At 50.2% G+C, this 19,346-nt stretch carries 27 protein-coding genes; 25 read left to right on the top strand and 2 right to left on the bottom strand.

What is annotated here, in order from left to right:
* Positions 1–3: 3 nt before the first annotated feature.
* Positions 4–720 (bottom strand): hypothetical protein, encoded by a 717-nt coding sequence (locus tag ABY42_RS11235; protein WP_050459935.1) that lies wholly within the window; start codon positions 718–720, stop codon positions 4–6.
* A gap of 204 nt (positions 721–924) precedes the next feature.
* On the opposite strand from ABY42_RS11235, the gene ABY42_RS11240 reads away from it, so the two are divergent.
* From ABY42_RS11240 to ABY42_RS19060, 25 genes are all read left to right on the top strand, one after another.
* The gene (locus tag ABY42_RS11240) at positions 925–2,463 is read left to right on the top strand and encodes a hypothetical protein (protein ID WP_156224384.1); all 1,539 of its coding nucleotides are present in this window, start codon (positions 925–927) and stop codon (positions 2,461–2,463) included.
* A gap of 62 nt (positions 2,464–2,525) precedes the next feature.
* Positions 2,526–3,227, top strand: coding sequence for a hypothetical protein (locus tag ABY42_RS11245; protein WP_050459524.1), 702 nt, complete (start codon positions 2,526–2,528; stop codon positions 3,225–3,227).
* A gap of 96 nt (positions 3,228–3,323) precedes the next feature.
* Complete coding sequence (locus ABY42_RS19410) at positions 3,324–4,007, top strand: hypothetical protein (protein ID WP_156224386.1); 684 nt, start codon at positions 3,324–3,326, stop codon at positions 4,005–4,007.
* Between the two features lie 156 nt (positions 4,008–4,163).
* The gene (locus ABY42_RS19415; protein ID WP_156224388.1) at positions 4,164–4,334 is read left to right on the top strand and encodes a hypothetical protein; all 171 of its coding nucleotides are present in this window, start codon (positions 4,164–4,166) and stop codon (positions 4,332–4,334) included.
* A gap of 109 nt (positions 4,335–4,443) precedes the next feature.
* Positions 4,444–4,785 (top strand): hypothetical protein, encoded by a 342-nt coding sequence (locus ABY42_RS11255; RefSeq protein WP_231608280.1) that lies wholly within the window; start codon positions 4,444–4,446, stop codon positions 4,783–4,785.
* Between the two features lie 168 nt (positions 4,786–4,953).
* Positions 4,954–5,301: a phage integrase N-terminal SAM-like domain-containing protein gene (locus ABY42_RS19035; RefSeq protein ID WP_082220669.1), complete on the top strand. Its 348-nt coding sequence runs from the start codon at positions 4,954–4,956 to the stop codon at positions 5,299–5,301.
* A 119-nt stretch (positions 5,302–5,420) separates the two neighbouring features.
* The gene (locus ABY42_RS11260) at positions 5,421–6,077 is read left to right on the top strand and encodes a site-specific integrase (RefSeq protein ID WP_231608281.1); all 657 of its coding nucleotides are present in this window, start codon (positions 5,421–5,423) and stop codon (positions 6,075–6,077) included.
* 201 nt (positions 6,078–6,278) lie between these two features.
* Positions 6,279–6,740, top strand: coding sequence for a hypothetical protein (locus ABY42_RS19420; protein WP_156224390.1), 462 nt, complete (start codon positions 6,279–6,281; stop codon positions 6,738–6,740).
* A 15-nt stretch (positions 6,741–6,755) separates the two neighbouring features.
* On the top strand, positions 6,756–7,070 hold the full coding sequence (locus ABY42_RS19040) for a hypothetical protein (RefSeq protein ID WP_082220670.1): 315 nt from the start codon (positions 6,756–6,758) through the stop codon (positions 7,068–7,070).
* Positions 7,071–7,443: 373 nt separating this feature from the next.
* A complete protein-coding gene (locus ABY42_RS19045) occupies positions 7,444–7,650 on the top strand; it encodes a hypothetical protein (RefSeq protein ID WP_082220671.1) in 207 nt (68 codons plus the stop codon).
* Positions 7,651–7,652: 2 nt separating this feature from the next.
* Complete coding sequence (locus tag ABY42_RS11265) at positions 7,653–7,865, top strand: hypothetical protein (RefSeq protein ID WP_050459527.1); 213 nt, start codon at positions 7,653–7,655, stop codon at positions 7,863–7,865.
* A 783-nt stretch (positions 7,866–8,648) separates the two neighbouring features.
* Positions 8,649–8,978, top strand: a complete 330-nt coding sequence (locus ABY42_RS11270) for a WYL domain-containing protein (protein WP_050459528.1) — start codon at positions 8,649–8,651, stop codon at positions 8,976–8,978.
* Between the two features lie 2 nt (positions 8,979–8,980).
* On the top strand, positions 8,981–9,334 hold the full coding sequence (locus tag ABY42_RS11275) for a hypothetical protein (protein ID WP_050459529.1): 354 nt from the start codon (positions 8,981–8,983) through the stop codon (positions 9,332–9,334).
* A 163-nt stretch (positions 9,335–9,497) separates the two neighbouring features.
* On the top strand, positions 9,498–10,526 hold the full coding sequence (locus tag ABY42_RS11280; RefSeq protein WP_050459530.1) for a hypothetical protein: 1,029 nt from the start codon (positions 9,498–9,500) through the stop codon (positions 10,524–10,526).
* 65 nt (positions 10,527–10,591) lie between these two features.
* A complete protein-coding gene (locus ABY42_RS19425; RefSeq protein WP_156224392.1) occupies positions 10,592–11,572 on the top strand; it encodes a hypothetical protein in 981 nt (326 codons plus the stop codon).
* 49 nt (positions 11,573–11,621) lie between these two features.
* Positions 11,622–12,332 carry a hypothetical protein gene (locus ABY42_RS11285; protein WP_050459531.1) on the top strand — a complete coding sequence of 237 codons (711 nt, stop codon included), beginning with the start codon at positions 11,622–11,624 and terminating at the stop codon, positions 12,330–12,332.
* Between the two features lie 483 nt (positions 12,333–12,815).
* Positions 12,816–13,277, top strand: coding sequence for a hypothetical protein (locus ABY42_RS11290; protein ID WP_050459532.1), 462 nt, complete (start codon positions 12,816–12,818; stop codon positions 13,275–13,277).
* A 93-nt stretch (positions 13,278–13,370) separates the two neighbouring features.
* Positions 13,371–13,541, top strand: coding sequence for a hypothetical protein (locus ABY42_RS19430; protein WP_156224394.1), 171 nt, complete (start codon positions 13,371–13,373; stop codon positions 13,539–13,541).
* Between the two features lie 108 nt (positions 13,542–13,649).
* The gene (locus ABY42_RS19050; protein ID WP_082220672.1) at positions 13,650–14,159 is read left to right on the top strand and encodes a hypothetical protein; all 510 of its coding nucleotides are present in this window, start codon (positions 13,650–13,652) and stop codon (positions 14,157–14,159) included.
* A gap of 1 nt (position 14,160) precedes the next feature.
* Positions 14,161–14,508, top strand: a complete 348-nt coding sequence (locus tag ABY42_RS19055; protein ID WP_082220673.1) for a phage integrase N-terminal SAM-like domain-containing protein — start codon at positions 14,161–14,163, stop codon at positions 14,506–14,508.
* Positions 14,509–14,627: 119 nt separating this feature from the next.
* The gene (locus ABY42_RS11300; protein WP_231608282.1) at positions 14,628–15,284 is read left to right on the top strand and encodes a site-specific integrase; all 657 of its coding nucleotides are present in this window, start codon (positions 14,628–14,630) and stop codon (positions 15,282–15,284) included.
* Positions 15,285–15,295: 11 nt separating this feature from the next.
* Positions 15,296–15,610, top strand: coding sequence for a hypothetical protein (locus tag ABY42_RS11305; protein WP_050459535.1), 315 nt, complete (start codon positions 15,296–15,298; stop codon positions 15,608–15,610).
* Positions 15,611–15,982: 372 nt separating this feature from the next.
* Entirely contained in the window at positions 15,983–16,192 is a 210-nt protein-coding gene (locus tag ABY42_RS11310; RefSeq protein ID WP_050459536.1) for a hypothetical protein, read from the top strand.
* Positions 16,193–16,213: 21 nt separating this feature from the next.
* Entirely contained in the window at positions 16,214–16,411 is a 198-nt protein-coding gene (locus ABY42_RS11315) for a hypothetical protein (protein ID WP_231608283.1), read from the top strand.
* A gap of 444 nt (positions 16,412–16,855) precedes the next feature.
* Positions 16,856–18,064, top strand: a complete 1,209-nt coding sequence (locus ABY42_RS19060) for a bifunctional DNA primase/polymerase (RefSeq protein WP_082220674.1) — start codon at positions 16,856–16,858, stop codon at positions 18,062–18,064.
* A 117-nt stretch (positions 18,065–18,181) separates the two neighbouring features.
* Here the strand turns inward: ABY42_RS19060 and ABY42_RS11325 are convergent, their stop codons facing one another.
* Positions 18,182–19,345, bottom strand: coding sequence for a ParB/RepB/Spo0J family partition protein (locus ABY42_RS11325; protein WP_050459539.1), 1,164 nt, complete (start codon positions 19,343–19,345; stop codon positions 18,182–18,184).
* Position 19,346: the final 1 nt, after the last annotated feature.

A 19,346-nucleotide genomic window follows, 5' to 3' on the forward strand; every position in this document is an offset into this window, starting at 1 on the left:
CGGTCAAACCGAGGTACTCAGTTCCCGTACTTTCTCAGGGCTTGATTGCAATCGTTCGAGGAGTTGCTGGTTCCCGATGTTTTTCGCTAGCGTGAGTAGTTCTCTCCCACGTAGTTCAAGCCACGTTGTCCCGAGTTGGCTCCGCTCAGACTCGGTTGCAGGAATCCAATAGCAGTCCCCGATGAACTCCTTGCTCCCCTTAGACGCGAATGCGAAGGCAGCCGTCTCTTCTGGCAACGACGTCAACGCCTCCTGAGCGGCAATCAGATACTTGGCCCCCAATGCGACGAAGACCAAGTCATAGTCTTCGGCAAAGATTTGCCGGAGGTCTTGAGGGATACTCTTCTCCCGACTGACGGCAGCTATCAACTCGTTGTTGGTCATCTCCTCTACGTCTAGCCCGAATCTTTCTGCTCGTTCTCGAACCTGCTCGATTTCATTAAACGTGCACTCGTAGGAGGGAATCTCTGTACTGGAGGAGAGCACCCCAAATCCGGCGGAGATGATACGCCAATCGACGTTGGCGACCTCCGAAAGCCGCTCTACGGCAGACTGGATGTGTCCGTGTTCCCTCCCTCCGTACATCTCAGCCGCCGAAGCGACAGACTCGGGGAACACCTCCATCAGTGCTTCCCTTGATTTCTCGTCGACCTGTCTACAGTCCGCTACTGCGTCGTATCGCTTGCTTCCAGAACAAGGTGACACGACGAGGACGTCCATTTCCATGATTTCAGTTGCTACCGGGTGAATCGTACATCCTACGGTTTCTTGAAGATTCAGTAGAATATTCGGATAAGCATGGGCTTTCGCGCTCTCCCTGATTTCCCGCGATTCAATCTCGGAGTGAGTCTGCTTATTGGACTACTTTCGTCAGGTCTTTTGTTGATTCTCCCTGCCGAGTCCCTCTCATCGTTGTTCCAAGTCTTGGCACTTGCACAGGCATCCCTGCTAGCGATTATCGTCTCGGTCGGTCTATTGAGCGTCCAAATCGCAGCTAATCAGTTCACACCCCTAATCGGACGACGCTTCGAAGAAGACGAATTCCTCACGAGTACGATTCTACGTTTCGGAGTCTCAATCGCTCTTGCTCTGCTTGCTATGCTTCTCATCCCTGAACTGTACCCACTCGCGGGACGACTCTCATTATTCGGACTTGTTGTGCTTGTCGCTGCCGGAGCCGGTGGTGCGACGTTCAGTTTCCTTTCGGTTATCGACGTCAAGGATGACATGCTCAATTATCTAAACCCTGAATCGCTACTCGATGATTTGCTTGAGGATGTCTCTTTTGAAGCGTATCGGCGTTTTTCCGAAGAACTGCAAGAGAACGGTCACACCGCCCGGAGCCCTGTACTAGAGATTTTCCAGATTGGTCAACGGGCATTCGAGGATAACGATAATCATACGGCGATATACGCTATCCACACGCTGGACAAGGCTAGCCAGAAGATACTGACCGAATACGGCGAACTCAGTGAAGAGGAACGTCGAGAGGTTAGTTTCCATCAGCGGGACCTGTTCGACTACTGGAAGCGACTTATCGACTCTGCCGTCGAGAAAGGGACTGACAAAACGCTCTATCAGATTGTACTCAGTCAAAAGGAGATAGCAACAGTAGCCGCAGAAAGTCGATTGTCAAGGGTGGGCGGTGAAGCAGCAAAAACACTCCAGTACCTTTGTGAACAAGCATATCAGCGGGACAGACTGGAGAAAGGCTACTACGCACGGTTCAAGCATATCCTCGAAGCGAGCATCAAACACGACGTTCCAGGGATTGCCGACTTGACGGTTATTTACATGAAGTCGTTCGCCTTCACCATCACTCGAGATTTCGAGCCCGAGGGCGAACACCGGAGTTGGGAGGAAAGCATCGTCGACAACCTATTTGCGTACCTTCGAGACACTTGGTCGAAGGTGTTCGAGGAAAAGAGCGGCCAAATTAAGGATGGAGAGTATCGAGACCTTCACGACAGATTTGAGAAATCTATCGGCCATTACGTTTCTACCTGCTGGGCGTTCGACCGTCCATATCCCTCGAATTTAGAATCAGACTTGACCTCCGTAGCAATCTCGGCAGCAGAAAATGACGAACAGTGGGCCGTCTCGCGTATCACTCGAATGCTCGTTGAGCTGTGGGTTATTACCGAGCGCCGAGAGAGTCTTCGAGTTAATGACTTGGCGAGGATAATCGATTCTGGAGGTCATAAAGGCGTTGAGGACGCATTCGAGCATATTCTGTCGTATGAGTACGTAGACCAAGATGACATGGGTGAACCAGTAGTTATCGGGGAAGATGACTGGGAAAAGAAAATGGAACAGCACAGTTCGAAAATGTACGACAACGTTGTCGAGGGTATTGGTCGGCTGAATTCAGTACCGGACTTCAGAGAGCACGTGGTTGGGCTTAGAGAACAGATGGAAACCCGCTATAACGACTATTTCGATGATTCAGATACACAGAGGTAACTGAAGCGAGATACCAGACTAACCTCTTTGTACCATCGTCCGAGAATCTACGCCTATTCAATATGGAACGTAAACGCGATATCAACCGATTGTATCAGTTACTCAAAAAGCTTGAGGAGACAGTCGGCGGGAAACAGAAGCTCAAGGACTGCACCGGCTATATGGACTGGCCCGACCGCGGCGTCTACATTTTCTTTGCGCCGGACGAATACCGAGAGTCTGGCGACCAGCTTCGAGTGACACGTATCGGGACTCACGCGGTCTCCGAAGGAAGCAGTACTTCGCTCTGGAATCGACTTCGGACGCATCGGGGAGCGATGCGCGGGACCTACGAAGGAGGTGGGAATCATCGAGGCTCCGTATTCAGAAAACGAGTTGGTGAGGCGTTCGTTGAACGCGAAGACCTGCATGATGAGTATCCTCACTGGGGGGAAGGTTCGAGCGCGAAACGGGAACGGCGACTCAGTGAACTTGAGATGGAGCAGCGAGTAAGTGACTATCTTCGGGACCTGCCGTTCCTCTGGCTGAACGTCGACGATGAACCAAGCGCCGATAGCCAGCGGGCCTACATTGAGCGTAATATGATTGCACTGCTCAGTAACTACCAGCGAGAGGCCGTTGACGCTCGCTCAGATGATTGGCTCGGCAAACACAGCCGGAGCGAGAAAATCCGTGAGTCCGGGTTATGGAACGTCAACCACGTCGATGAAAAATATGACCCGGTGTTCCTGGATGAACTAAGTCAGGCAATTGACCACACTTGAATGTATAAAGTATCTCTTCGAATTGGATTTTCACCTTGTACGGCTACTACACTAACCCAATAGTTTTCTTATCACTCATATCACCACTAGGCATTGATGAAAAGATTCCTCAGTAAGCACTTTTCATGGTTGAGTGTGACAATTATTATAGCTGAGCTAACAATAATTTTGTTACTTATCCGATTTTATGTCCCAAAAGCAACGACGAGTTCAATCCAAAATACAATACTTCAGATTAGCACGTTTACTGCATCCCTATTGTCCGTTGTTGCAGCATTCGTTACTATTCAAAGATGGTGGAAGGAAAGACGCACAATTGATGAATTTGATGAAAGTTATACGACCTCCAATTCAGCGGATGAAACTGAATCATTCCCAACAGCATTTCTCAAATCAGAGGAAGATATTCTTGATGAGGAGCTGAGGAAACTAAAGGGCTGGTTTGTTATCCATGATGACGGTGAAATCGAACTGAGGCCACAGAAAGACGTCGCTGGCGACCCAAAATATCTATTATATGTCGTTGCAGCAATGGTGGCAAATAAAACAGGTGAGCGGGACTCACCACGAGTATCTGAACAAGAGCTGATGGATGAAATGGATATTTCTGAGGCTTCTGCAAATATCTTCATATCGAAAGTTGGAGACAGAATCACACGTCATTTCAATGAATCAGATGGCTTGGAACCAGATGAAATTGAGTTTGAAATAAATCCAAAATCTCTCCCTAAGACAGTAGATTGGATATTGGAGGGCACTCGGAATCCTCCACGTGTATAGGCCTTAACCAAATCCAGTAAAATGACTGTGCTTGTTGGGCGTCATGTTGCCCACGACTGATAATTGTTGAATAGGCGGTATCGATAATATTGTGCCAACCATCAGCCCATATGGCGATTCTCGATGACTGATGCACCACTAGCGCCCCGTAGACCGATGGACGACAACAAGGGATTAGGCGAGGGAATGACCAGCGTCGATATCTACTGTCACCGCCAGCACAAAGGCCAATGGCAGCAAGAAGCCGGCGAACAAGGTATCAGCCTGAGTCGCTATCTGGTCGAACTCGTTCAGGAAGCTCGCTGGCAGCGCCACAACGACCACTGAGACGACGAAGTCCGAAAGTTTGTTTTTTCCCCGAAATCGGGACATAGACAGCGCTTCTACCGGTAATATCATTAACCCAACAACCTAATGACTATTCGGAGATTCTAGCATGACAGAGACGTCTATAGGCAGCCCCAGCGCTGAACGGGGCTTTCAAACACTCCACGAAAATACGACGAGAGCCGAACTCTTCCCCGCGAAACAGCACAAAGAAGAATGGTGGGAAGAAGCCGAACACGAAGGGTCCAGCCTCAGCCGCTACCTCTACGACCTGATTCAAGAAGCCCGGATGTACCGGGACAGCGGCGCACCTTTCATCCAGACACAGGACCAGACGGTGAAGCAACTCCAGAACAAAATCGACGACCTCCAATCTCAACTCGAACAGGCCCAAAAGGCGGGGGTGGTCGAACCCACCTCAGTATCGATGACCTCGTCGCCCGAGTTCTGAACGAACGGTATCAATCATTAGACGAACTCATCGAACGAATCTCTGCCAGCGACGATGTAGCCAATCATCTGCAAGGCCAAATCGAGAACCGACTGTACTCTCTGGCAGAGAACGGGCGAGTAGAATATCAACGCGGTCACGGATGGCGGCTCAAGGAGGAGAACTAGCATGGGCGCTGAACCCGGTGCCTCGAAAATCTATGAGAACAAGCACGACGAGGTCAACTACTTCATCACCCGGAAGAAGGCAACAGACCGCAGTCCGAGAACACTCAACTCGTACAGCCGGGTTCTCCGTGAGTTCTATCACGACCAATTCCCAGACCTGAATCCCGACGAAATCAGGACAGGGCACGTCGAGAACTACGTAATCGCCTTAGACGAACGAGGTGTCTCGCAGAACTCGAAAAAGAAGTATCTCGAAGTCCTCTCCAGCTTCTACAATTATATGCTAAAACGGGACGAGTTCGAGGCCGGGTTCTCCGTGAGTTCTATCACGACCAATTCCCAGACCTGAATCCCGACGAAATCAGGACAGGGCACGTCGAGAACTACGTAATCGCCTTAGACGAACGAGGTGTCTCGCAGAACTCGAAAAAGAAGTATCTCGAAGTCCTCTCCAGCTTCTACAATTATATGCTAAAACGGGACGAGTTCGAGTCTATCACGAGTAATCCCGCAGCAGTCGTGATGGAAGAGATATCTCGAATTCGTCCTGACCGCCCCGACTGTGCGACGTGGGAGAATGCCTGTAAACTCATCCACGCTATCCCAGACCCACGAGACAAAACTGTAGCCATCATCTTGGCGAAAACGGGAGCCCGTCTCCTCGAAGCTCTCTCAATCGAGGAGGACGACGTAGACTTAGAGAAGGGATTCATCCGACTCCGAGAACGAAAAGGTGGAGGTCAGACTGTAGTACCCATTGACGACGAGACAATCTACGCTATCAAACGCTATCAGTTCATCAACGTCGATTCCGATTCTCCGTATCTCTTCACGAGCAATCTGGGTGGACGTCTCAGTAAGGAACGAATTCGACGAGAGGTGAAAGCCGCTGCCGACCGCGCTGGTGTCGCCCCCAAGGAAGAACGGCGGTTCGAGAAGAAGTTCACACCTCACACGTTCCGAACCGTCTTCACGACCCTGATGCGCAAGCAGGGGATGAAGCCGTACATTCTGAAATACATCAGAGGGGACGCCAAGACTGAGACGATGGACATCTATACTCGCGTTGACCGGGACGAAGCGAAAGAAGAGTACCTGAACTGCATCAAAGGAATCGGGTTGTAGCGGCGGACAGCCTGTGTCTGAGTTATCATTGTCATCTTGATTTTCCAGAAGAATTGTCCTCCTGACGATGATTTTCAACCAATAATCTAGCCCCCGGCAGATATATTAAATTGACAGATAATCGTAGAGTAGTCGTCATCACAAAGTGGCCGTATTCGGGTTCCCCGGATGAACTTGCGCCAATATAATTAGAGGATAAGAATGTCCATAGTTCGGGAGTTCGAGGAGTTCTTCGCTTGGTCATTAGTGTCTTCTGTCCGAGTTGGGTTTCTTTTGATCGGCGTAGCTGCCGCGATATTGCTTTGGCCGATTACAATCGTCGTGGGAGCATACTACCTGTTCAAGAGGCTCAGAATTGGCTCGAAAGTAGCCTCTTCAGGATTTGTAGGCACCCTGAACAAAATAAACGGCCAAGTTTCAAAAAACGGGTTACACTCGGTACTTCCAGAGCGAATGGTCCCGTATTTGAATCTGTTAGACAAGTTTGGAGAAACTCTAATCATATACGGGAGTGTTGCCGTACTCCCGTACTTTATCTGGATGTTCGGAGGCGAGCTCGGTGAAATGGTTGTGGTATACATGGCAGGTATAGAGGGAGCACTAGTAGTATTTCTGTTCAGACGGATTGTTTCATCAAATATGCAAGCCAGCAATGACGCATAGATAGTATCGATTCAAATGGTCGAAATCATCATTTTCAGAAACCCATTGGAGGACTGTACAGAGGTTGCTCGCGTCACTATCGAAGGCAATGTCACAGGTGAGACGCCTACCGCGGAGTCTCTCAGGGACCGAATCAAAGATGAAAGAGACCCTATCATTAGTGAATACACAGATGGTCGTGAACTTCTGCGCTATCTAGCTTCTTCGTATTCAAATGGCTATGTCCTGGCGAACTACGATAGCGAAGAGTCCCGGCGAGTAGTGGAGGACCTGAACGATGAAGCATATCGGAAATGGGTTCGAGATGCTGGGCTCGACACCAAACTCTGAACCCCCTCAGACTGTACGCTGATTACTATCGCTCGACACCACACGCATTCCTGAACGAATCGAATAGAATGTATCTTGGTCGTTCTCGAATAGTTCTCTCCCCCCGATAGTTCACACTCTGTTCTATGTTGGCTTGACTGTTCACAACCGAGGTTTCATCTACCAAGCGGTGGGTGTTCGCCTGTGTGCGTGAATGCTCCAAGAGAATGGTTTGTTATTCTGGACGATGATTGACATTCAACTGATAGTGGACGAGTTCTCTGTCCCCTCAGCTTGGACCTCCACGCCGTTGCTGACCAACAGAGACTGAAACAGTCTGTTGCTCGGGACTCTTATGATGCAACAGAGCGAACACGTTGTACGGTGATTCCACTTGGCATTACTCTTTATAGGACTCAACGAGGACCGAGACGATTGGGATGTCCTCGGGAAGATTGTTGATGGCGCGATAATCGAGGACCCTACCGGCGAACTTGAAGCGACGGTGAAGGGAGCGTATGATTTGGATGATGAAGAGCGACTGAGAGTGGCATTCAATAACCACTACATCAACGCCGTTCCGCTGGCAGAGGAGGAATAGTAATGCGGATTCTCTTTCAGATGTATCACGCTGGCGAGCTACACGACCTGGGTATCATCGAAGACGGTGAGGTAGTCGAAAATATCGAGGAAGGCTTTGAGGACTGGATACGCATGGAACTAAGTCACCACACGACTCCTGGCCTCGATGATGCAGGGGGAATTCTAGAAACGTACGAGGGGCCGAATTTGATTGCGAAGAGAGTCGACGAGTGACTGTCCCAGATATACGATAAATAGGGGTAATTATGGGTCGGTAAGAGTTCGGCCTCGGCACTCGAACCAGTAACTATTACCGACTCAAAAAACTATTTGTATAAGGAACTTCGATTTTCACAGAATCGATAGACTGCGAAGGGATGATTGCCGAGATGCGCCCTATGTAATGGAATCATCTTAGGCTGAAGGCAATCATCCGCACTTCCTAAACGGAGTAAACCAACTTGCTCGCTATTTCGACGAACACGCACTCGAACCAGTAACTATTACCGACTTGCGAGACTATTTATAGAAGGAATCTCGATTCAAACTCAAACCGATAGACAGCGAAGGGATACCCTTGAGATGCGCCCTATGTTGTGGAACGCTCCACGACTGCTCGCAACAGAACTCGCTTCCCAAACGAAGTAATCCGATTTGCGCGCTTTTTGGACGAACACGCACTCGAACCAGTAACTATTACCGACTTACGAAACTATTTATACAAAAAGCTGGTTCCCACTCAAACCGATAGACTGCGCAGGGATACCAATCGAGATGCGCCCTATCTTGTGGAATGGAATGAGCGGAGATTATGCGTGGAAGCTCTCGTCACAACTTCGGCAGGTAGCCCACTGCCCTGCCTTCACTTTCTGCTTTTCACCGCACTCAGGGCACTCGCGCCACACAGAGCGATTTCGATGGGACATACTCTCACCAACGGAGCCTTGATGTAAATCTCTAATCCGTAATCCGATTCGCTAACTTCGAGACCACTTTCACTCCGGTTGGAGGACTTTCATGACGGTCGGTCACAAAGTGAAGGCTACACTCATCATGAGCAATATCATCTGTAAAGCGATTCAGGAGCAGAAAGCAATCGAATTCACCTATGACGGACATCACCGAAAAGTCGAACCCTACTGCCACGGCCGAAGCAAGAAGGGCAAGGAGTCGCTTCGAGGCTACCAAATCGCAGGAGGGAGCAATTCGCGGCGAGTCCCGTTCTGGCGTCTCTTCACCGTAGCGAAGATGGGAGGCCTGACGCTGACAGACGAGACGTTTACAGGGAACCGTCCCCGCTACAACCCGAACGACAAGGACCTATCCCCGATTCACTGTAACATCTGACGATGGACAAGGAACGCGCAAAAGAACTGATGCTCGAAGAACGAGAAGACGACGAGGGGTTCAAAGACTCGATTGTCGTCCTCGAAATGGACCTCATTGAGGAGGACGCGGGCATCATCCGGGGTGAGCTGATAATCGAAGGCGAGGTTGATACGACCGGGAGTCTCCTCGTACCGCTCAACGAGCCAAAGCCGGAGAGTTGGCGAGACCTTGAAGTCGGAGAAACGAAAGCATACGGCCTTCGGGTCGATTCTCGAAAGGAGACTCTACGAGAGAAGATGAGTGCGTTCTTCAGTCGCAGCATAGAGGAGGGGCGCGTACAAGACTTCGTTCCTGGGACACCTCCCGGAACTTAGATAATCTCTCGAACTTCCAAAATCGTCAGAATGGCACATAGCGGCACTTTCCGTCTTTCTCTTGGTTCTCTTTTCACTTTCACCTCGCCACCGTTATGTTTTATACGAATGTCTACGTAACATCACTTGTCTCCCACCGAAACACACCGGAGACTGAACAAAGATGGCCGCGACAAAGCTCATTCCGTACAAAGTACAGATTCATCCGAATGGGAAAGCCAGTGAGGACGACCTCTGGGACTTAACTGACCTTCAACAATACGATACCACCGTACAAAGTCAACTTGGGACGTCTAGTGAGGCCCCTGCAGTCTCTGACGTCGAGACATTCACAGACCTGTTTCGAGCGTTCTGCCAGTACTACGAAACGAACCTCGCTGACCTCGGAGAAGAAGTCGAGCGTCTCTCAAACGTAACCCTCGCGCTCAGTACAGACTGGGAGTCATCCGAGCAAGTGGTCGAAGGGAACCTCTATCTCGGAAATTACGGAGTCGTACGGAACCTCGTTGACAGACAGAGCGGCGAACGGCGGGAACGGGGTCGAGACATCGATGACGCCGAAGAAAAGCCGCTCTACTTTATGACGTACACTCCTTCGGGGAACGCCAAGGAAGCGTATCTTCTGTTGGAACGCTCGCGGCGCTATGGTGCAAAAGAACCCTTCCACATCACCCTCCGTCGGTGGATTCGAGAGAACTACTCCGACGAAGTCAACGTAAAGATAGACCCAGTCAGAACAGAGGACATCTTCCCGAAGATGCGAGAGGCTGATAGGACGGTTCGTCTCCGGTTAGAGAAAGACGGGTCTCCGGACCAGCTTCATTCTGACTTTGACACGGTCTTCGACCAGGAAGAGATGAAGCAGGCAATCGAATTCCGGCCAGAGGGTGGAGACGATATGAACCTCGTTGTCGACGAACTCGAAGCCTGGTATAACCAATCGGAGACAGCATTCGAGATGATAGACGGTGTCTCGTACAACAACGTCAAAGTCACCATCGCGAAGAACAATTCCGACGAAACAATCTCGCTTACAAAGGGCGAGGCGGAACTTCGGAAGAACATCGACCTCAGCGATATAGCTGAGGAAGGAGATATCCCAGTTCTCTCGGAGATTTCTTCACGAGCCCATGGCTTCCTCACGACGGTTACTGGAGGTAGGACCGGAACAAGTAGTCTCTTCAGTAGTTAGCCCAGAAAAGGCATCCTAAATTCAAAACAGTAAACACATCTGTTGAGATATTACTATCTTGAATAATGCCTGCTGAACGCAGCGATTGTATGCGGCCTTCAGATGACGTTGTGTTAGGAATTCTCAATTTAGGGGGTGGTTCTGGAACGAGTGATAGTATTCAATCTACATATGAGAGTGACGCAAACAAAAGACAGGTCTTGAGAGATGTCTCGGATGACGCGCAGAATGTCGAACTTTCGACAATAGATATTAGTCAAAGGCTCTGGATTCTTCATGACCTTGGCTTGGTCGAGTACTTAGGACATGGAGAATTTCGAATCACCGACCAGGGTCGGGCTTACTACAACGATGAAGGAGAGGTGGAGCTACCCTCTATCAAAACGGGATGGCGTAGGAAACTCGGTAGGGTGATTTCCCGGCGAGGAAAGGGTGTAGTCATCTCTATTCTGTCGGTGATTGGATTCATATTCTTTCTTCAAGCCAATATCACCGATGCTTGTGAACTGGGCTTGGGCACTTCTTTAATTGCGTTTGTGATTCTCCCAATCACGCTATCATTGGTCGTTCTACATTTAATTGATATGGCAAAGCCACTCAATATTTTCCTAATAAATACTCTCTCTATTGTCGAAAGTAATGGATTGGGTGATGGAGAAGTATCTAGTGGAGATATTGATGCATCAGCTGCAGCCATCTCAAATTCATTTAGAAGCTATACTGTCCTTGGACTGTGTGTTTTGCTGGGTGCTGGAACGCTGTTTGCTACTCAGTTTACTCTCAATACCCAAGTTTATGGCCTAATATTCGACTTGTTCGGCGGTGTTTTTCTCGGGTTCCAAGCAATCCACGCCTCAAGAGGACAACTGCGTAGCTCCGGAAAGGACCTTGCACTTTTTGATTTTGGTTCAGAAACAGTAGAGGTTACCGATGGTATCTGGGGCATCTTTTTTCTCATCATTGGGTTTAGCATTCAAGGGTTGGCACAAATCCCGTGGGGTACTGTCCTCCACACGTTATTTGGAAACGTCCCCAGCATTTGCTAAGTTGGTGAAAACACTATTTGCGAGTGTTCGATGATGCATAAATAAGAATATGGCAAGGACGGACCAAGTGAATCGGTTTTACCAGCTAATGGCTGAGTTAGAGGAGACTGTCGGCGGGAAACAGAAACTCGAGGATTGCACTGGTTACATGGACTGGCCCGACCGGGGCGTCTACATCTTCTTCGCGCCGGACGAATATCGAGAGTCCGGCGACCAGCTTCGCGTAACTCGTATCGGAACTCATGCTGTCTCCGAAGGAAGCAGCACTTCGCTCTGGAATCGACTTCGAACTCATAGAGGAGCATTGAGCGGGACATACGAAGGTGGAGGGAATCATCGAGGCTCTGTATTCAGAAAGCGAATTGGTGAAGCATTTCTTGAACGCAACAACCTGCACGAGGAATATCCACATTGGGGCGAGGGTTCGAGTGCAAAGCGAGAACGCCGATTGAACGAGCTTGAGATGGAACGGCGAGTAAGTGACTATATCGGGGACCTGCCGTTCCTCTGGCTAAACGTGGACGACGAACCAAGCGCCGAGAGCCAACGGGCCTACATCGAGCGGAATATGATTGCGCTCCTCAGTAACTACCAGCGAGAGGCTGTTGACCCACGCTCAGATGATTGGCTCGGCCACTATAGTCGAAGCCAGAAAATCCGTGAGTCTGGTCTGTGGAATGTGAACCACGTCGATGAAGACTATGACTCAGAGTTTCTCGATAGTCTTGAAGAATGCATAGGCCAAACTCTCGCTCTGTAGGTGAGTTTGGAAACCTCTTGTTGCTCTGCCTAAGCTACGACAACCTGCTCCCATCTACTCTTCTCACAGACAGGGCATTTCCCGTTGGGACTCGTCACCCTGCTAGCCTTCTGACCGATTACTATTTGACAATTCTTACAACGGTAAAGGGTACATTCCCGAGTTTTAACCATAATCTCATCTGGTGACACATCCTCAATAGGCTCTCCGATGTTCACTTGTCAATAGAATATCTGCCTTATTTGACATCGATTTTAGGGAAGAACTTTTAGGGACTTGTCACTTTATCTGAAAGATGTGTATAGTTATATTAGGCGGTATGATGCAAACCCGACGAGCTCGTTTTTAGAAGACAAAGGCGCAATTCCAGACCCTGACTTTTGGTCGAACCAAGACGGTGGGAAGACTGTCCCGGTTTGGGCAGTTTGTGGTCCACGTCCAAGAGCAGAGTTGGAACAAAGCGACCGAGTCTTCTTCACACCGATGAAGTCGAACATGAACGGTGGATACGAGTATATCTGTTCAGGCATCTTGGTCGTCGAGGAGAAGTTGAGCTTGAAAGACGCGCTCAATAGCTCTCGATTGGATGATGACTTCAAGAACGAATATATGCGTGACCTCCTGCACTCGTCACATCTCATTCGAGATATCGAGGAGGACAACTCTGAGATAGCAAAGAAACGAATCAAGAACATCGTCATTGGGAACCCCGATGAGTCTGTATGGTTTGGCGAGAATCCGATAGAACTGGTTACCATCCTCGAACAGCAAGGAATGGAAGATATTGCAGAGTCAGTTGAGAACGCAAATAGACAGCCAAAACGATTCGGTCAAAAGGATTCTGACCTCCTATACGAAGCTCTCGTTTCAGAACTCGACGAGAGGAGAGGGCAGCCGAATGAACCGACAGGTGCCGGTGGGTGTGGCGCTTGTAGCGAAGGATAGCAGTTCTACAGTCGGTATTGATAATATCCTGACAGCCATCCCATTATATGGCGATTCTCGATGACTGATGCACCATTAGCGCCCCGTAGACCGATGGACGACAACAAGGGATTAGGAGAGGGAATGACCAGCGTCGATATCTACTGTCACCGCCAGCACAAAGGCCAATGGCAGCAAGAAGCCGACAAACAAGGAATAAGTCTGAGCCGCTATCTGGTCGAACTCGTTCAGGAAGCTCGCTGGCAGCGCCATAACGACGACTGAAACGAACCAGTCCGAAAGTCTGTTTTCCCACGAAATCGGGACATAGACCGCGCTTCTACCGGTAATCTCATTAACCTAACAGCCAAATGATTATTTGGCGATTTTCGTATGACAGAAGCATCTCTAGCCAGCTCTGACGACGAACAGAGCTTCCAAACACTCCACGAAAACACGACGAGAGCCGAACTCTTCCCCGCGAAACAGCACAAAGAGGAATGGTGGGAAGAAGCCGAACACGAAGGGTCTAGCCTCAGCGGTTACCTCTACGAACTCATCCAAGAAGCCAGGATGTACCGAGACAGCGGCGCACCCTTCATCCAGACACAGGACCAGACGGTGAAGCAACTCCAAAACAAAATCGACGACCTCCAAACCCAACTCGAGGACGCTCGGCAGGGTGGTGGCGGTCGAACCCATCTCAGTATCGATGACCTCGTTACCCGAATTCTGAACGAACAATATCAATCGCTGGACGAACTCATCGAACGAATCTCAGCCAGCGATGATGTCGCCAACCATCTTCAAGGCCAAATCGAGAATCGATTGTACTCTCTCGCAGAAAAGGGCCGAGTAGAATATCAACGCGGCCACGGATGGCGGCTCAAGGAGGAGAACTAGCATGGGTGCTGAACCCGGTTCCTCAAAAATATATGAGAATAAGCACGACGAGGTAAACTACTTCATCACCCGGAAGAAGGCAACAGACCGCAGTCCGAGAACACTCAACTCGTACAGCCGGGTTCTCCGTGAGTTCTATCACGACCAATTCCCAGACCTGAATCCCGACGAAATCAGGACAGGGCACGTCGAGAACTACGTAATCGCCTTAGACGAACGAGGTGTCTCGCAGAACTCGAAAAAGAAGTATCTCGAAGTCCTCTCCAGCTTCTACAATTATATGCTAAAACGGGACGAGTTCGAGGCCGGGTTCTCCGTGAGTTCTATCACGACCAATTCCCAGACCTGAATCCCGACGAAATCAGGACAGGGCACGTCGAGAACTACGTAATCGCCTTAGACGAACGAGGTGTCTCGCAGAACTCGAAAAAGAAGTATCTCGAAGTCCTCTCCAGCTTCTACAATTATATGCTAAAACGGGACGAGTTCGAGTCTATCACGAGTAATCCCGCAGCAGTCGTGATGGAAGAGATATCTCGAATTCGTCCTGACCGGCCCGACTGCGCGACGTGGGAGAATGCCTGTAAACTCATTCACGCCATTCCAGACCCGCGAGACAAAACTGTAGCCATCATCTTAGCGAAAACGGGGGCTCGTCTCCTCGAAGCTCTCTCAATCGAGGAGGACGACGTAGACTTAGAGAAGGGGTTCATCCGACTCCGAGAACGAAAAGGCGGAGGTCAGACTGTCGTACCCATTGACGACGAAACAATCTACGCAATCAAACGCTACCAGTTCATCAACGTCGATTCTGATTCCCCGTATCTCTTCACGAGCAACCTGGGAGGGCGTCTCAGTAAAGAACGAATTCGACGAGAGGTGAAAGCCGCCGCCGACCGCGCTGGCGTCGCCCCCAAGGAGGAACGACGATTCGAGAAGAAGTTCACACCTCACACGTTCCGAACGGTCTTCACGACCCTGATGCGGAAGCAGGGGATGAAGCCGTACATTCTGAAATACATCCGTGGTGACGCCAAGACCGAGACGATGGACATCTATACTCGCATCGACCGGGATGATGCGAAAGAGGAGTACCTGAACTGCGTCAAGGAAATCGGATTGTAGAGGGCAGAAGTATGGTCGAAGTCATCATTTACAGAAACCCGTGGGAGGACCCTGAGGAGGTCGCCCGAGTCACCATTGAGGGCGAGGTAATAGGAGAGACCCCGACGGCTGAATCCCTTCGAGACCGGATTCAGGACGAGCGCGACCCAATCATCAGCGAGTACACCGATGGCCGCGAACTCCTCCGATACATTGCTTCGTCCTACTCGAACGGCTACGTCATGGCGAACTACGATAGCAAAGAATCCTTGCGAGTCGTTGAGGACCTGAACGATGACGCATATCGAGACTGGGTCCAAGACTCCGGGCTCGACACCCGAATCTAAATCTCGAAGACTGTACGCTGGTCATTGTTTCTCGACTGCTCACACATTTCTGAGCGAATAGAATAGATTGATTCTCGGTTATCCTCAAACGGCTCCCTGCTCCCGATAGGTAACACTCAGTCCTACGCTGGCTTGGACCGTGGAGTACCGAGATTTTCTCTATCAATCGATGGGTGTCCCCTGGTGTGCGTGATTGCTCCAGAGAACGGGTTGTTGTTCTCGATGATGACTGATATACGATTGATGGTGGTCGCGTTCTCCGTCCTCTCAGCGTGGACCTCCACACCGTCTCAGACCAAGAGAGGCTGAATCAGTCCGCTGCTCGGGAGTCTTATGATGGAACAGAGCGATTACTGAATACGGTGATTCGACGTGGCATTGCTCTTTCTTGGACTCAGCGAGGACCGAGACGGCTGGGATGTCCTCGGGAAGATTGCTGACGGCGAGATAATCGAGGACCCGACCGGCGAGCTTGAAGCGACGGTGAAGGGAGCATACGATTTGGATGATGAGGAGCGACTGAGAGAGGCATTCAACAATCACTACATCAACGCCGTTCCGCTGGCAGAGGACGAGGAATAGCTAATGCGGATTCTCTTTCAGATGTACCACGCCGACGAGCTACACGACCTCGGTATCATTGAGGATGGCGACGTGGTCGAAAGCATCGAGGAGGGTTTTGAGGACTGGATTCGATGGGAGTTGAGCCAGCCGACGACTCCTGACCTAGATGACCCCGAGAGAATTCTTGAAGCCTACGAAGGACCGTCCTTCGTGACGAAAGTACTGAACCCTGAATAGGACCTACGGCAAATCGTTGTTGAGTTCCAATACCCAATATAGTATAAGAGGGGGAATCGACAGAGACCACCACTAAACGTCTCTGAGACCCGTCTGAGGTACACCAGCCTGTGCGCTCCGAACACCTCTGGCAAATTTTTGCCGTACGTCTCCGGCTCACCACCTGATTCCAGCATAACAGTTACATACTCCACTCTCTTCGGCCGGTCGTGACGTACGACTATACCACAATCAACGTCTATCCCGAAGATAGAGACGCCGCAAAGCGAACGAAGCAAGATGGAGAATCTTGGAGCGAGTATCTGCGTCGAGCAGCCAAGTCGCTCGAATCTGAGGACTCGTAGATGCTCCGAGGAGTGAGTTGGGCCAGAAGCATCCTACCTCTGCTGGCCCGCCGATTGTGGGACCGCTTTACGAGTAGAATTACACTCCACCCGACTAACTATGCCCTCAACGAATAGCCCGTCGCTATCCTCCAATAAGAACGCACCGACCGAATACACCAATCAACTCGTCAAGATAGTCCGTAGACGGCTTGAAGAAGCCGGTATCGATACCTGCCGGTTTATCCAGCTTCAACCGGGGAAGAAAACACCAATCAGTCACACCCTCCTTCCACCGGATGACGTCGACGACTGTTACGGGGTCTATGCTGGAAGCGGATTGGTGTTCCTTGATATCGATGACTACCGAGACGGAACTGAGGTCCCCGATGCTCTCGACTCACTCCCGAAGACCCTCACCGTCGAAAGCGCACATAACGGAAAACATCTCTACTACCAGATAGAGGAGCCGGTCCCCAACTCTACAGAATCATGGGGTGAGATACGTGCATACAATCAGTACGTCGTCGGACCTGGTACTGAGCTCAAGCAGTGTACGAAAGAGACTCACGACTGTTCACGGGCAGGCGAAGGGCGATATGAAATTCTCTACGACCTACCGATAGCGACTATTAGCATTGAGGACCTCAACGCCTGCTTAGAAGAACCAACAGAATCCCGGTCAACAGAATCTATGGTACCGGATTGGATGAGCGATGAGGAGGTCGAGACAGATTTTGTTGTCGAGGACCGTTTGAGGAAAATGATGCAGAGCGCCAAGGGCGAGAAAATCGAGGCGCTTTGGGAAGGGAGATATCGAGATGCCGAATTCGATGACCGGTCGCGAGCAGAAGCATCTCTAGTAGCGTATCTTGGTTGGTGGATGCAAGGAGACCGAATGCTCGTAAAAGAGTTGATGGACCGAGCTTGTCGGGAACATCCAACAGCGGACGTGAACGGCCCTCGAAAATGGACTGAAGCTGGAGAGCTATATCAGACACTTACACTCGACTTCGCAATCCACGACGACTACTATCAGCCCCCATCCCCAAAGCTCCCATACGATGAACGGCCCGCAGCAAGCCATATCACACGCAAGAACTACTATTACGCTCTCCTCGACCTTGGCATCGCTCGGACGACGGAGATAGTTGAACACGAGTCGTTCGATAGAGGTGTGAGTGCAGCGCGAAGGGCTCGAAATCGGTATGAGGAGAACGGCACGGTAATCAGAGTCGACGAACCAAACTCATCCAGGACGTACTACTACCTCGATGGGTTAGAGAATCTTATCGACCCTGAGATGCGGACGAAGCTTGGTATAGAATAGTCTAGAACTAGCTACTGTTCTACTATAATAGGCGGACTGTGGATAATGGCGACAGTAAAGACAGAATCTCAGTACGACCCAAGTAAAGGGAGTTAATCCAAGGCGACAGAGAGCCTATTATGACTGACTCTGTCTAAGACTGTCAAGCTTCCCTGTTTTCGAATGGTGCAGGTGCTTTTTCTTTGCAGGAGTGTCCTCTTCCCACATCCAGAATAGTATTAGATGACGGTTGACACCGAATCTCATCGCCACTTCGTTCAGCGTCATCTCCTCCTCGTGAAGCATCTCGGAGAGTAACCCAGAGGACGGTTTTCGGTTGGTGAGCGATTCAGCATCAGGGGAGTCCGATTCCGAAATGTCCCCCTCCAGAGAGACGTGCCCATGTTTTTCGAGCAGATATAAGAAGACGTACCTAAGACCACTCTTGCCGAACTGGTCTGTGCACGCCCGGTAGCTCGAACCAAAGTCATCACTGTCCTTCATATGATTCTGAGCAGACCTGATAACGGAGTACCATGGTCCGTTCTCTTTCACGCCGCTACTGAGGTTGATGAAGAACCGATTCACACGGTCAGTATATGTGAGAAGATGGGAATCTAGCTGTTCAATCTCTTTCCAAGTGACTTGGTCTTCATTCTCTATCTTTTTCTCGTAATTCTCGATGGCTCTATCCGCCCCGTGGATACTCTGATTGCCCCTATCTAGCTCCTCAACCTCTAATTTGGCCTTCTTGTGTCCGTCCTCTGCTTTGTCCAGGATATTTTTAGCGACCCTGTAGGTTTCACCGGACCCAATTCCGATAGCCTCGGCTACGATATCTCTGGTTCGACCAGATTTCTCATTCTGAAGGGCTTGGCCGAGGTCCGTACGCGTCCCCTGTCTTTTCTTAGCGAGCTTTTTCTCTACCTCCTCAAGCTCTCTTCCTTCCTTAACCATCTGAGAGAAGGTCTTCTGACGCTGCTTATTGTGGTGAAGAATCGCTCTCCGCTCCAGAAGCGAATCAGAGAACGATTTGACCTGAACAGGGACCTCGTCAAAACCGAGGTACTTGGCTGCAAGAATCCGCCGGTGCCCATCAATAAGTCGGCCATTGCCGGTGATGATGACCGGATAGAGTATCCCCTCTAAATGGATGCTCTTGATGAAGTCACTAGTTAAGTCGATTTCTCCGTATATTCGCTGGTTCGCAGGGTGGGGTTCCAACTCACTGGGAGTTCGAAACCCCGAGGTGGATTTAGTGGCCGTGCCCGTTGAAGGCTGGCTGGCACTGGATTTACTCATA

The organism is Haloferax gibbonsii (assembly GCF_001190965.1).
Classification (GTDB): domain Archaea; phylum Halobacteriota; class Halobacteria; order Halobacteriales; family Haloferacaceae; genus Haloferax; species Haloferax gibbonsii.

Coding starts and splice junctions, on each gene's coding strand:
- ABY42_RS19055 (WP_082220673.1), top strand. CDS start 14,161: ATGGGTGCTGAACCCGGTTCCTCAAAAATATATGAGAATAAGCACGAC.
- ABY42_RS11280 (WP_050459530.1), top strand. CDS start 9,498: ATGGCCGCGACAAAGCTCATTCCGTACAAAGTACAGATTCATCCGAAT.
- ABY42_RS11235 (WP_050459935.1), bottom strand. CDS start 720: ATGGACGTCCTCGTCGTGTCACCTTGTTCTGGAAGCAAGCGATACGAC.
- ABY42_RS19040 (WP_082220670.1), top strand. CDS start 6,756: ATGGTCGAAATCATCATTTTCAGAAACCCATTGGAGGACTGTACAGAG.
- ABY42_RS19430 (WP_156224394.1), top strand. CDS start 13,371: ATGGACGACAACAAGGGATTAGGAGAGGGAATGACCAGCGTCGATATC.
- ABY42_RS11260 (WP_231608281.1), top strand. CDS start 5,421: ATGCTAAAACGGGACGAGTTCGAGTCTATCACGAGTAATCCCGCAGCA.
- ABY42_RS11290 (WP_050459532.1), top strand. CDS start 12,816: ATGAAGTCGAACATGAACGGTGGATACGAGTATATCTGTTCAGGCATC.
- ABY42_RS11305 (WP_050459535.1), top strand. CDS start 15,296: ATGGTCGAAGTCATCATTTACAGAAACCCGTGGGAGGACCCTGAGGAG.
- ABY42_RS19410 (WP_156224386.1), top strand. CDS start 3,324: ATGAAAAGATTCCTCAGTAAGCACTTTTCATGGTTGAGTGTGACAATT.
- ABY42_RS11325 (WP_050459539.1), bottom strand. CDS start 19,345: ATGAGTAAATCCAGTGCCAGCCAGCCTTCAACGGGCACGGCCACTAAA.
- ABY42_RS19420 (WP_156224390.1), top strand. CDS start 6,279: ATGTCCATAGTTCGGGAGTTCGAGGAGTTCTTCGCTTGGTCATTAGTG.
- ABY42_RS11245 (WP_050459524.1), top strand. CDS start 2,526: ATGGAACGTAAACGCGATATCAACCGATTGTATCAGTTACTCAAAAAG.
- ABY42_RS11270 (WP_050459528.1), top strand. CDS start 8,649: ATGACGGTCGGTCACAAAGTGAAGGCTACACTCATCATGAGCAATATC.
- ABY42_RS11315 (WP_231608283.1), top strand. CDS start 16,214: ATGTACCACGCCGACGAGCTACACGACCTCGGTATCATTGAGGATGGC.
- ABY42_RS19050 (WP_082220672.1), top strand. CDS start 13,650: ATGACAGAAGCATCTCTAGCCAGCTCTGACGACGAACAGAGCTTCCAA.
- ABY42_RS11285 (WP_050459531.1), top strand. CDS start 11,622: ATGGCAAGGACGGACCAAGTGAATCGGTTTTACCAGCTAATGGCTGAG.
- ABY42_RS19035 (WP_082220669.1), top strand. CDS start 4,954: ATGGGCGCTGAACCCGGTGCCTCGAAAATCTATGAGAACAAGCACGAC.
- ABY42_RS19060 (WP_082220674.1), top strand. CDS start 16,856: ATGCCCTCAACGAATAGCCCGTCGCTATCCTCCAATAAGAACGCACCG.
- ABY42_RS19425 (WP_156224392.1), top strand. CDS start 10,592: ATGCCTGCTGAACGCAGCGATTGTATGCGGCCTTCAGATGACGTTGTG.
- ABY42_RS11300 (WP_231608282.1), top strand. CDS start 14,628: ATGCTAAAACGGGACGAGTTCGAGTCTATCACGAGTAATCCCGCAGCA.
- ABY42_RS19415 (WP_156224388.1), top strand. CDS start 4,164: ATGGACGACAACAAGGGATTAGGCGAGGGAATGACCAGCGTCGATATC.
- ABY42_RS11275 (WP_050459529.1), top strand. CDS start 8,981: ATGGACAAGGAACGCGCAAAAGAACTGATGCTCGAAGAACGAGAAGAC.
- ABY42_RS11265 (WP_050459527.1), top strand. CDS start 7,653: ATGCGGATTCTCTTTCAGATGTATCACGCTGGCGAGCTACACGACCTG.
- ABY42_RS11255 (WP_231608280.1), top strand. CDS start 4,444: ATGACAGAGACGTCTATAGGCAGCCCCAGCGCTGAACGGGGCTTTCAA.